At 64.1% G+C, this 11027-nt stretch carries 13 protein-coding genes and 1 tRNA gene; 9 read left to right on the forward strand and 5 right to left on the reverse strand.

Annotation, left to right across the window (positions count from 1 at the left end; translation table 11 throughout):
* Positions 1–6: 6 nt before the first annotated feature.
* Positions 7–285 (reverse strand): multidrug ABC transporter ATPase, encoded by a 279-nt coding sequence (locus AC1M2K_RS09925; protein WP_480237264.1) that lies wholly within the window; start codon positions 283–285, stop codon positions 7–9.
* Between the two features lie 180 nt (positions 286–465).
* Here AC1M2K_RS09925 and AC1M2K_RS09930 point away from each other — a divergent pair, with 180 nt between their 5' ends.
* Together AC1M2K_RS09930 and AC1M2K_RS09935 are read left to right on the forward strand one after the other, a co-directional pair.
* Positions 466–849, forward strand: coding sequence for a cold-shock protein (locus AC1M2K_RS09930; protein ID WP_480237263.1), 384 nt, complete (start codon positions 466–468; stop codon positions 847–849).
* 47 nt (positions 850–896) lie between these two features.
* Entirely contained in the window at positions 897–1793 is an 897-nt protein-coding gene (locus tag AC1M2K_RS09935; protein ID WP_480240867.1) for a DUF3027 domain-containing protein, read from the forward strand.
* Positions 1794–1869: 76 nt separating this feature from the next.
* On the opposite strand, the gene serC is transcribed toward AC1M2K_RS09935, so the two are convergent.
* Positions 1870–2982: a phosphoserine transaminase gene (serC, locus tag AC1M2K_RS09940; protein ID WP_480237261.1), complete on the reverse strand. Its 1113-nt coding sequence runs from the start codon at positions 2980–2982 to the stop codon at positions 1870–1872.
* Between the two features lie 127 nt (positions 2983–3109).
* Between serC and AC1M2K_RS09945 the strand changes: the two genes are divergently transcribed.
* The 3 genes from AC1M2K_RS09945 to AC1M2K_RS09955 all read left to right on the forward strand — a co-directional run bounded on the left by AC1M2K_RS09945 (position 3110) and on the right by AC1M2K_RS09955 (position 5784).
* Positions 3110–3805 carry an iron-dependent transcriptional repressor DtxR gene (locus tag AC1M2K_RS09945; RefSeq protein WP_480240868.1) on the forward strand — a complete coding sequence of 232 codons (696 nt, stop codon included), beginning with the start codon at positions 3110–3112 and terminating at the stop codon, positions 3803–3805.
* 278 nt (positions 3806–4083) lie between these two features.
* Positions 4084–4947 (forward strand): C40 family peptidase, encoded by an 864-nt coding sequence (locus AC1M2K_RS09950; RefSeq protein ID WP_480240869.1) that lies wholly within the window; start codon positions 4084–4086, stop codon positions 4945–4947.
* A gap of 336 nt (positions 4948–5283) precedes the next feature.
* Positions 5284–5784, forward strand: a complete 501-nt coding sequence (locus AC1M2K_RS09955; protein ID WP_480237258.1) for an HNH endonuclease — start codon at positions 5284–5286, stop codon at positions 5782–5784.
* Between the two features lie 3 nt (positions 5785–5787).
* Here AC1M2K_RS09955 and AC1M2K_RS09960 read toward each other — a convergent pair whose 3' ends face one another.
* Positions 5788–6165, reverse strand: coding sequence for a VOC family protein (locus AC1M2K_RS09960; RefSeq protein WP_480237257.1), 378 nt, complete (start codon positions 6163–6165; stop codon positions 5788–5790).
* Between the two features lie 224 nt (positions 6166–6389).
* On the opposite strand from AC1M2K_RS09960, the gene AC1M2K_RS09965 reads away from it, so the two are divergent.
* Positions 6390–6461: transfer RNA gene (locus AC1M2K_RS09965), tRNA-Arg, on the forward strand.
* 25 nt (positions 6462–6486) lie between these two features.
* Here AC1M2K_RS09965 and AC1M2K_RS09970 read toward each other — a convergent pair.
* Positions 6487–6888 carry a DUF7144 family membrane protein gene (locus tag AC1M2K_RS09970; RefSeq protein ID WP_480240870.1) on the reverse strand — a complete coding sequence of 134 codons (402 nt, stop codon included), beginning with the start codon at positions 6886–6888 and terminating at the stop codon, positions 6487–6489.
* A 195-nt stretch (positions 6889–7083) separates the two neighbouring features.
* Between AC1M2K_RS09970 and AC1M2K_RS09975 the strand changes: the two genes are divergently transcribed.
* Entirely contained in the window at positions 7084–8718 is a 1635-nt protein-coding gene (locus tag AC1M2K_RS09975) for an MFS transporter (RefSeq protein ID WP_480240871.1), read from the forward strand.
* Complete coding sequence (locus tag AC1M2K_RS09980) at positions 8715–9812, forward strand: DUF998 domain-containing protein (protein WP_480240872.1); 1098 nt, start codon at positions 8715–8717, stop codon at positions 9810–9812. Before AC1M2K_RS09975 ends, AC1M2K_RS09980 begins: the two co-directional genes overlap by 4 nt.
* A 78-nt stretch (positions 9813–9890) precedes the next feature.
* Here AC1M2K_RS09980 and AC1M2K_RS09985 read toward each other — a convergent pair whose 3' ends face one another.
* Positions 9891–10166, reverse strand: coding sequence for a hypothetical protein (locus AC1M2K_RS09985; RefSeq protein WP_480240873.1), 276 nt, complete (start codon positions 10164–10166; stop codon positions 9891–9893).
* A 403-nt stretch (positions 10167–10569) separates the two neighbouring features.
* On the opposite strand from AC1M2K_RS09985, the gene AC1M2K_RS09990 reads away from it, so the two are divergent.
* Positions 10570–11025, forward strand: coding sequence for a DUF6234 family protein (locus tag AC1M2K_RS09990; RefSeq protein WP_480240874.1), 456 nt, complete (start codon positions 10570–10572; stop codon positions 11023–11025).
* Positions 11026–11027: the final 2 nt, after the last annotated feature.

The raw sequence follows: 11027 nt of genomic DNA on the forward strand, positions 1-11027 counted from the left end.
CCCCGGTCAGCTCTCCGGCTGGTCTCGCCGTGATTCGCGGGCGCGCCTCGCGGCACTGGAGATCATGAGCGTGATGAGGAGGACGATCGCCAGCGGGAGTCCGATGTACGGAACCATCACGACGACGGGCCACAACCCCTGCCCGAAGTCGTCCGAACCCATGCCCTGCCCCGTGCCCACCATGATCGCGACGAAGCTGCCGATGGACAGCAGCACGAGGGCGAGGAGCATGAACGCGAGGATCCGCTCGAAGCGGCTGGCGTTGTGCGGTTGAGGGTCGGTCACATCTTCAGGTTATCTGCACCGGCGTCGCGATGCCCAATGAGCCACGATGTGCCGACTATTCGCCGACGCTCTAAGCTGGAGGGGCGGGGAGAGTCCCGTTCGTCTGCAGCCCCTGCCGCAGCGACAGCACCGCACTCCGGCTTGGGCCTGGGTGTCCCAGTTCACAGCGAGGTTTCGTCCATGCCCACCGGCAAGGTTAAGTTCTACGATGACGAGAAGGGCTTCGGCTTCATCTCGAGCGATGACGGACAGGAAGTCTTCCTGCACGCATCCGCTCTTCCCGCAGGTGTGACCTCGGTGAAGGCTGGCACGCGGCTCGAGTTCGGCATCGCCGACGGCAAGCGCGGTGTCCAGGCTCTCTCGGTCCGGGTGCTCGATGCCCCGCCGAGCCTTGTCAAGCTCAAGCGCAAGCCGGCTGACGACATGGCGATCATCATCGAAGACCTCGTGAAGCTGCTCGACGGCCTCGGCGGGGACCTTCGCAAGGGTCGCTACCCCGACAACGCCCACAGCCGCAAGGTCGCCCAGTTGCTGCGACGCGTAGCCGACGAACTGGACGCGTGATCGCCGCGCCAGGCTGGGCCCGCCGTCTTTTCACGAGGAGCACTCCGATGACCGACACAGAGAACTCCACCGCAGAACCGATCGAGGCCGAACCGGCTCAGGTCACGACACCGGCTGAGGCTCCGGTGACGGATGCCGTCGCCGCCGAGCCTGTCGAGGAATCCGCACCGTCGGTCGCCGAAACGGACACCGTCGAGGCGCCCGTGACCGAACCCGACGAACCGGCCGTCACCGAGACTGTCGTCGACGAGTCCGTCATTGAACGGCCGGCGCCTGTGACGGACGAAGTCCTGCTGGCCTCCGTCGACGTTGCGCGCGCTGCGCTGCTCGAGGTGACCCCTGAGTCGACTATCGGCGACGTCGTCGGTCACGTCGCCGAGGACGATCACGTACTCTCGCTGTTCTTCGACAGCAAGCTGCCCGGGTACCCCGGCTGGCACTGGACCGCCACCCTCGCCCGTGTGGGTGATGACGGCGAGGCGACCATCCTGGAGACCGAGCTGATGCCGGGCGAGAACGCCTTGCTGGCACCTGACTGGGTCCCGTGGTCCGAGCGGCTCGCCGACTACCAGGCATCCCAGGAAGTCGCCGAGAGCGAAGCGCGCGCCCTGGCTGAGGCCGCTGCCGTTCTCGATGGCGACGACGATGACGAGGACGACGAAGACGAGTTCAGCATTCTCCACGCCGGTGACGTGGACGGTGTCGACGTCGACGAGATCGACGAGTCGGTTGACGATGAGTCGGATGATGATGACGAGTCGGATGTCGACGACGATGACGATGACGATGACGATGACGATGACGATGACGATGACGAATCGGATGACGATGACGAATCGGACGACGATGACGAATCGGACGACGACGAGTCGGATGACGAGGACGACGACGACGATGAGTCGGACGACGAGGACGACGAAGACGGCCCCGAGCGCAGCTACTGAGCGCGCCACCCGGCTCCGTGATCGATGACAAATGCCCCCTCCGAGGAGGGGGCATTTCTCGTCTGGTCGGTGCGGGTCAGAGGGCGTCGACGACGAACTCGATGCTGCGGGTCAGCTGACGCACGTCGTCCGGATCGATCGCTGCGAACGTCGCGACGCGCAGCTGGTTCCTGCCGAGCTTCCGGTACGGCTCGGTGTCGACGATGCCGTTGGCGCGCAGCGCCTTGGCGATCGCGGTGGCGTCGATCGCATCGTCGAAGTCGATCGTGACGACCACCTGGGAGCGGTGCTCCGGGTTCACCACGAACGGCGTCGTGTACGAGGTCTTCTCCGCCCAGTCGTAGAGGTGTGAGGAGGACTCGAGGGTGCGACCGGATGCCCAGTCCAGTCCGCCGTTGCCGTTCATCCACTCCAGCTGGTTCTCGAGCATGACGAGCGTCGCCAGTGCCGGGGTGTTCAGGGTCTGGTTGAGACGGGAGTTGTCGACCGCGTTTTTCAGGCTGAGGAATTCCGGGATGTACCGTTCGGAGGCCGCGATCCGCTCGACGCGTTCGATCGCAGCGGGGGAGAAGAGGGCGAACCACAGTCCTCCGTCTGAGGCGAAGTTCTTCTGCGGGGCGAAGTAGTAGACATCCGTCTCGGACGCGTCGACCGAAATGCCGCCGGCCGCGCTTGTCGCATCGACGACGGTGAGCGCGCCTGAGTCTCCCGCCACGCGTGTGACCGGGGCCATCACTCCGGTGGAGGTCTCGTTGTGCGGCCATGCGTACACGTCGACGCCCTCTGCGACCTCGACCTCGCTGCGGGATCCGCCAGGGGCCTCACGGACGAGAGGAGCCTCGAGCCACGGCGCTGCCGCTGCCTTGGCGAATTTCTGACCGAACTCGCCGAAGACGAGGTTCTCGCTGCGACGCTCGATCAGGCCGAATGCGGCGGCATCCCAGAAGGCCGTCGACCCGCCGTTGCCGAGGACGACCTCGTAGCCGTCCGGAAGGGAGAACAGGGTCTCGAACCCCGACCGCACACTTCCGACGAGGTTCTTCACGGGGGCCTGGCGGTGCGAGGTGCCGAGCAGGCCGGAACCGGCGCGAACGATGGCGTCCACCTGCTCCGCCCGAACCTTGGAGGGGCCGCAACCGAAACGACCGTCGGTGGGCAGGAGTTCTGTGGGGATCGCGATCTCAGGCATTCCCCAATTCTAGGAGCCACGGGATGCCGTGGCGGCGATACGCGGGCGGTGAACGCGCCACAGCGCCGAGTGTCTGCTCAGGGCCGCTAGGCTGGTCGCAATTGCGCTTAACCATGGGGAGCCGTCAATGACTGACTTGATTGACACCACCGAGATGTACCTCCGTACCATCCTTGAGTTGGAAGAAGAGAACATCGTGCCCCTTCGGGCACGCATCTCCGAGCGGCTCGGTCACTCAGGCCCCACGGTGTCACAGACGGTCGGACGCATGGAACGCGACGGTCTCGTCGTCGTCTCCGGCGATCGGCACCTCGAGCTCACCGGCGCCGGCCGGAGCAAAGCCGTCCACGTCATGCGAAAGCACCGCCTGGCGGAGCGTCTGCTCAGTGACGTGATCGGCCTGGAGTGGGAATACGTCCACGAGGAAGCATGTCGCTGGGAACACGTGATGAGCGAGCAGGTGGAGCGCAAGCTCCTGGCGATGCTCGACCACCCGACCGAGTCCCCATACGGCAACCCGATCCCCGGGCTGGACGAACTGGGCGACGCACCGGCCGGTACGTTCTCACACGGTGTGACGAACCTCGTCGAACTGGTGCGGAACGGGTCCGATCCCGTGACCGCCACCATCCGGCGGCTGGGAGAACCTGCACAGGTCGATCCGGAACTCCTCCTCCAGTTGAAGCAGGCAGGCATCGTTCCTGGCAATGAGGCAGTCTTCTCGGCCGTCGGTTCGTACGTTCTCGTTCAGGTTGAAGGATTCGGCAACGGACTCGAACTGCCCAACGAGGTCGCCGGGCACATCTTCGTCCAGAACGCGTAGTTCCGGGCCTCGCGGGCGCTGTAGCGTCGCGCGCAGACGGTCGGGACCCATCCGTCTGGCGTTCTTTCCTGTTACCCGTTTGTTATTTATCGGTGGATAAAGGTGACAAATTGGTAACGGTCCCGTACCCTCGGATAAGTCCGAAGGTCGCAAGTCGATCGCAGGACCCGATATGGGGCGCCTCTCTTGCTCGTCTCCCCGTATCGCGAAACCCGATATTTTCCTTGCGGACGAGACAACGCCCCTAAGCGTTGTGCGAGGCGCCGGAGGTTCGCACTTTGGCCGAAAACACAAACCAGGAGTCGCTCGGTGACTCGTTGAAGCTGACAGGCTCCGACACCAGTGCACGCCAGGTAGCGGTTTCGCCGCGCGGTTCAGTCAGCCGCCGCACTGCTCCCACGACCACCGCGTCAACCGGCCCGGCTGCCAAGCCGAAGCCCGCAGCCAAGCCAGGCAAGTGGCGTTCATGGCGTTCGACCGCGATCATGGCTCTCGTCGTGCCCGGCCTGTTCGCCACCGTCGCCCTTCCGGCGTACGCGTTCACTCCTTCCGCTGATGACGCGTCTGCCACCTCCGAACTGCAGTCGCTGAAGGAGTCCGGCGCGCAGTCCCTGTCGGTCGACGCCGATGTGGCCGCCACGGCCGTGACCCGCGACGGCTACTCGGCGACCACGGTCGCCGAACTCGCCGCGGCGAAGGCCCAGGCCGAGGCAGCCGCGCAGCGTGCGACATTCGTAGACACGCAGGCGACCTTCTCGGGCCCATCGGCCGAGGACTACCTCTCAGCCCCGCCGTACCCCGACTTCAGCCTCGAACAGGTCTTCTCGGTCGCGCTGCAGTACCAGGGCGTTCCTTACGTCTACGGCGGTGCGACGCCTGCCGGCTTCGACTGCTCCGGCTTCGTGAAGTACGTCTACGCGCAGTTCGGAATCGACATGCCTCACTCGTCGACCGCCCAGGGCAACATGGGTACCCGCATTTCCGTCGAGGATGCCGTGCCAGGCGACCTCGTGGTGAGTGCCGGTCACATCGGCTTCTACGCCGGCAATGGCATGATCCTGCACGCGTCACGTCCCGGCACCCCGCTTCGCATCGGCCCCATCTACGCCGAGAACTGGTGGATCGTCCGCATCGGGATCTAATCGACCGAGGTCCTTCCCGACCTCATGCGACACAGCACACGCTCAGAATCGGCGTGCCTCCGTTCGGGGGCACGCCGATTGTGCGTTACATTAAAGCCCTGACCTTTGGAAAGTGCGGGAAGCTCATGGATCGAATACCCGGTATCCACACCACGGATGCTTGCGGTTGCCTCGGACCTGGGCCCGCCGGCCACACATGTCACAGCCGCCTGTCGGTTGTGGAAAGGCGCTGTCTGTAAAGACGGCGCCTTTTTTGTTGTCTGGATCCCGTTCTCTCATCGGTCGGAGAGAACCGAATGACCGTGAAGCCGTCACGGCGATTTGAGAGGAACCGACATGCGCACACTGGTGTTGAACGCCGGGTACGAGCCACTAGCTATCGTTTCGTTCCGACGGGCACTCGTGCTCGTCATGAACCAGAAAGCCTCGATCGTGGAGATCGACACCGGTCACCCGGTGTGGGCAACCGACGGTGCGCATGATCGCCCGGCGGTGATCGTGTTGTCGCGCTACGTGAAGATCCCGACGTCCCGCCGCGTTCCTGTCACCCGCCGCGGCGTGCTGAGGCGCGACGCGAACCGGTGCGGCTACTGCGGCACATCCGCTTCGACGATCGACCACATCCTGCCGCGGTCGCGCGGGGGCGCGGATTCATGGGAGAACCTCGTGGCCTGCTGCCTGCGCTGCAACAACGCTAAGAGCGACAGGACTCCCGGCGAGATGGGCTGGTCCCTCCGCACGAAGCCGCGGATGCCATACGGACCGACCTGGGCGGTGCGCGGTGCCGAGCGGGCCATGCCGTTGTGGGACCAGTACCTCACGCCGGCTGCGGCCTGATCCCTACTGTATTGTCTGGGCGAGGCAGACAAAGTTTCCTTCGCTGTCCCTGAACCAGGCGCTGTATTCGCCGTCGATTTCGACGACGCCGTCGACCGTCTTGAGGCCATCGAAGTCGTAGTCCTCGAAGGTGATGCCCGCAGAGCGGAGTTCGTCCATCGTCGCGCGGATGTCTGTCACGGCCCAGCAGATCTGGGTGTTCTTGGCGGTCCCGACGTTCGGTGTCTTGTAGATCATGAGTTCGGGGTCTTCGGTCGAGCCGTACAGCAGGCTTTCGTCGTCTTCACGGAACGGTGTCAGCCCGAGCTTGCTGTAGAAGTCGCGGACGCGGGCGATGTCTTCGGCTGGAAGGACGGGGAATGAGGCTGAAAGGGTGAGCATGATGTCAACTCCATGCGGGTGTGGCCGGATGCGGCCGGATGTGTCGCCACCGGATAGGTGGGCCTGATCAGGGATCAGGTGAGGGAGGAAAGGTGCCCGCTCGACGTCGGATGTTCCGCCGGCCTCGGGAGGCGCCGCGTATGGACCGTGTTCCACCTCGCATGGTACGCCCGGGCGGGTGCGTCGCACAGGGGGTATTCGGCTCCGCTAAACTTGGACGGTCAGCCTCTGTAGCTCAATGGAAGAGCACCTCCGTCCTAAGGAGTTGGTTGGGGGTTCGAGTCCCTCCAGGGGCACTTTTCCTTCGGGCGTCCGCCGGGGTCAGTCCTCCGCGCGCAGCTCGTTTCCGTGCACGGTGAGCGCGTAGATGATCAGGACGTCGATCGCGATCACGATGAGTGACCACCATGGTTGCGCCGGGATCAACAGCAATTGACCGAGTGCGCTGAGAACCGCCAGGATGATCGCGATCACGCGTGCCCAGGTCTGGCCGGCGAAGAGGGCGACAGCGGTGACGATCAGAAGTGCACCGATGATGAGGTTCCACCAGCCCCACCCGGTGAGGTCGAGCAGCCACAGTGTCCCGTTCTCGACCGCGTAGTACGTGTTGGGCCCGATCAGCGCCACAAGGGCCTGCACGACGCTGAACGCGCCGCTGATGAAGAGAATCACGCCCGCGAATTTCGCCCAGCCGACCCAACCCGTTTTCTTTACCGTGCTCATTTCCACACCTTTTCTCTCACGTTCCCGGCATCGTGCCCGTGTCGTCGCGGCCAGGCGATAGCGAGGCTGTGCTTGAAAGATAGGCCGGTCCCTTTCCGCTGTGCATCATGCGGATGAGGTGACTCTCGACGAAACCAGTTGCGCTGGCCACAGCAGCGCCCTAGCCTCAATCGACCTGACAGTGAGGCGGACGCGGTGAAGAAGTGGCTTGTCGTCATCATCCTGGGTGCTGCTCAGTTCGTCATGGTGCTCGACGGCACTGTGATGAATGTTTCGATCTCGACCGTGGTGGTCGACCTCGACACAACGGTGGCCGCGATGCAGTCGGCGATCACCTTCTACACGCTGACCATGGCATCCGTGATGCTCCTCGGGGCCAAATTGGGCGATATCTGGGGCCGTCGACGTGCGTTCGTCATCGGCTCGATCATCTATGCCATCGGTTCGCTCATCACGGCGATCGCTCCCACGATCCAGGTCCTATTCCTCGGCTGGTCGATCATCGAGGGCCTCGGCGCCGTGCTCGTGATCCCGGCGATCGCTGCCCTGATCGCCGACAATTACACGGGCAAAGATCGCATCACCGCGTACGCAATAATCGGCGCGGTATCCGGTGGGGCCGTTGCAGCGGGCCCGCTGATCGGTGGCTTCGTCACCACCTATTTCAGCTGGCGGTACGTCTTCGTCGCCGAAGTCGTCATCATGGCGGTCGTCGTCCTCACCCATCGCCTGATCACCGACAGTACGCCCCGCCAGAAGACCAGGATCGACCTGCTCAGCGTTTTGCTTTCGGCATTCGGTCTCGTGTCCGTCGTCTTCGGGATGCTGCAGAGCAAGACCTGGGGCTGGATCACTCCGCTCGACTCACCGGAGTTCAATGGACAGGACGTGGCTCCTCTCGGTATCTCCCTGACGTCGTGGTTCATGCTCGTCGGCGGCATCCTGCTCTGGGCCTTCATCCGCCGCCAGTCCGCGCTCGTTTCCGCGGGCAAGGCTCCCCTCGTCCACGTTTCGCTGTTCAGCATCAAACCTCTCCGCAGCGGTCTCTCCGTGCTGGGGTCGCAGTACACCATCACGGCAGGGCTCTTCTTCATGGTGCCGGTCTACCTGCAGATGACACTGGGGCTCGACGCCCTCGAAACCGGCGTCCGCATATTCCCCCTGTCGATCTCCCTCATACTCTTCTCGATCGTCGGGACACGGCTCTCCAGTCTCTGGTCGCCGCGCCGGATCGTTCGTGTGGGGCAATGGGTCCTCGTCATCAGTTCGATCGTGCTCCTGAGCGCCATCGATACCGAGCTGAAGAGTCCGGCATTCGGCATCGGCATGTTTTTCGCGGGTGCCGCACTGGGCCTGCTGGCCAGTCAGCTCGGCAACGTCAACATGTCGAGCGTCACCGAGAAGGAGACGAGTGAGGTGGGCGGGCTTCAGGGCGTGTTCCAGAATCTCGGCTCGTCTCTCGGTACCGCGTTGATCGGTTCGGTGCTGATCGGGGCGCTGACGACTTCGTTCGCCACAGGCGTCGCCGCAAGTGACCTGCCCGACGGGGTCAAGGCGACCGTGAGCGAACAGACCCAGGGCGCTCTCCCGATCGTTCCGGTCTCCACCGTCGCCCAGATCGCCGAGGACGCCGGCCTGTCCGACAGCGAAGGCGAAACGCTCAACACGATCTACACCGAGTCGCAGATCTCGTCCCTCCAGACGGCATTCTTCGCGCTCGTAGTGATCGCGCTCGTGTCCCTTCTATTGAGCCGCGGCATACCCAACGTGGCACCCGTTCGCGGCCCGCGCGCGCCATCCAGCCGAGCCAGGAAGAAGGAGACCCCGTGAGCCAGCCCAGACCGATCGGCCGCATTCTGCGACGGCCCATCGCCGATTCCGAGTCGGTCGAATCCAGCGCGCTCATCGTCGGAGCAGTCGTCCTCGTCATCTCCTTCATTGTCGCGGGGATCGTCTTCTGGGGCAGCTACCTGCCTATTGCGGGCCCCGGCTCGCTCGGACAGTTCGTCGCCATCGGCAGCGCGATCGCATCCTTCATCACCTTCATCGGTGGCCGGCTGCTCGCCGCCGGGTCAGGCGGTGACGCGATGTCGGCCACCCGCCTGCACTGGTGGGACGTCCTCGCAATTGCCCTCGCGCACGCGTTCGTCGCCCTGTTGGGATGGCTGGGGATGTCGTCGCTGCTGGAGATGAGCTTCCAGGGCGCGGTCGTCTTCGCCCTGTCAGCATCTGTGCTCGCGGGGGTCGGCATCGGGCTGGCCGCCTACGTGACGTTCATCTCATCCGTCAGCCTCACCCCGATGCTGCTCTCGCTCGTCCTCGCCGTGTTCCTCGTCGTCGGCGCCCTGGCAAGTATGTTGAGCGCATCGGATCCGCTCTGGTGGAAGCTCAATCTCAGTTCGCTCGGCATCACCGACGACGTGTCGGCTCGCGCGTTCAACCTCACACTGATCATCGCCGGTGTCATGGTAACGACGATCGCGCACTACGCCACAGCAAATCTCCCGACGACGACGCCTCGTGAAGCGCGAGGCAGACGCTTCCTGCGGATCGCGCTCGTGCTCATCGGGATCTTCCTCGCCTGCGTCGGCATCTTCCCCGTGGACGAGTTTCTCGAGATCCACAACACGGTGGCCTCGGGAATGGTCGCGATCTATGTGGTCATGGTCATCGCTCTGCGGTGGTGGGTCCCGTCGATGCCGCGCATCTTCCTGATCCTCGGCTACGTCTACATCGGCGTGATTGTCGTCCTGGCCGTCTTCTTCATCACCGGGTACTACAACCTCACCGCGGTGGAGCTCGTCGCTGGCGTGCTGATCTTCAGCTGGGTCATCGTCTTCCTGCGCAGCACCGGATCGGTCGCCACTCGGGCCGCCTTCGCGGAAGCACCGGCCTCGACGGTGCCTGTCAGCAGGGCGAACTGAGTCCGGCGTAGAGCCGAAGACGGGGTCGGGACCGGAGCTGAGCTTCGGTACCGACCCCGTTCGATCACGGACACTTACTTACTTGAGCCGGGTGAGGTCGGCGCCCCACATCTCGTTCTCAACGCGCATCTGTTCCAGCTTGCGGCGGGCTTCGTGCGTCTCGGCCCATGAGGCGAGCCCCTCGCGGGATTCTCGCTGGTTCGGTCGACGTCCCCACTTGATGAGAGCGACGCCGAGGTGGAGCGCGGCTCGATCGAGCAGTCCGACGCGGCGCACAGGTCGCTGGTCGAGGGCGGAACCGGGTTGGGGCGGGTGGGATTGGCGACCGGGCGCGGTTACCAGTTGGGTATTCATGATGGAAATTCCTTGCGTTGGTGGCGATTCCGGGCCCACTGATGAGAGCGTTCGGGGTCGCCGAAAAGAGAGATGGCCGCACGGAGCGACACAGGGATGACACGCGGATGCGCGTCACACGCGGGGTGAGTGACCTGCGGGCAGGAGATTGCAGATTTCTGCTGGACCTGCCTGGTCGGGCTTCGAGAGCGTCACCACCGTCTGAACCGGTGGGTATCTACTGGCCGATCAGGCGGTGAAGACGCCGACGAAGCCGGCGGACGTGTGGAATGCGATTGCAGACTTGAAATTAATCACGCTGGGCTCCTTTCGTAAATGGCGTAGGCATCACCGTAGTGGAATTGACTCGGAGCGCGCAAGAACTTTTTCGGGAAAACGGATGCCCACGAGGCAGTATGGACGGATGGTGGATTCCGGGGGGACCGAAACAGACGCTGTCGAGAACACGCCGGCGGTGCCCTCGCGACGGATTCCGTGGTGGGAAACGGCTCTCGCCATCCTGTCGGGCATCCTGTGTGGCGGGGGCACGATCCTCATCGGCGTGCTCTTCTTCCAGTTCGTCGACGTGTACTTCACGATCTGGACTCCCGCGGTCGTCGAAGGCGGAGATGTCCACCGGTACGAGCTGACGGCGGCCATCTGCGTGATCGCGCTCGGAGCATCCGTTCTCAGCGCCGTGATTTCGCGACGCTGGGAACTCGCGTGGGTCGCTGGCATCCTGCTCGTCATCGGATTGGTGGCCGCACTCCTGTTCGCTGTTCCCCAGGGGCGATGGATGCGTGCCGACGAGGCCCCCGAACCCCTTCCAACGAACTACCAGCCGTGCTACAGCGGGAGCAACAATTGCGTGGGCGGGTGAGG

The organism is Mycetocola sp. Y171 (genome assembly GCF_056713165.1).

Excerpts from the sequence above, each read along its gene's own strand:
- AC1M2K_RS09930 (WP_480237263.1), top strand. The coding sequence starts at position 466 with ATGCCCACCGGCAAGGTTAAGTTCTACGATGACGAGAAGGGCTTCGGC.
- AC1M2K_RS09935 (WP_480240867.1), top strand. The coding sequence starts at position 897 with ATGACCGACACAGAGAACTCCACCGCAGAACCGATCGAGGCCGAACCG.
- serC (WP_480237261.1), bottom strand. The coding sequence starts at position 2,982 with ATGCCTGAGATCGCGATCCCCACAGAACTCCTGCCCACCGACGGTCGT.
- AC1M2K_RS09945 (WP_480240868.1), top strand. The coding sequence starts at position 3,110 with ATGACTGACTTGATTGACACCACCGAGATGTACCTCCGTACCATCCTT.
- AC1M2K_RS09955 (WP_480237258.1), top strand. The coding sequence starts at position 5,284 with ATGCGCACACTGGTGTTGAACGCCGGGTACGAGCCACTAGCTATCGTT.
- AC1M2K_RS09960 (WP_480237257.1), bottom strand. The coding sequence starts at position 6,165 with ATGCTCACCCTTTCAGCCTCATTCCCCGTCCTTCCAGCCGAAGACATC.
- AC1M2K_RS09970 (WP_480240870.1), bottom strand. The coding sequence starts at position 6,888 with ATGAGCACGGTAAAGAAAACGGGTTGGGTCGGCTGGGCGAAATTCGCG.
- AC1M2K_RS09985 (WP_480240873.1), bottom strand. The coding sequence starts at position 10,166 with ATGAATACCCAACTGGTAACCGCGCCCGGTCGCCAATCCCACCCGCCC.
- AC1M2K_RS09990 (WP_480240874.1), top strand. The coding sequence starts at position 10,570 with ATGGTGGATTCCGGGGGGACCGAAACAGACGCTGTCGAGAACACGCCG.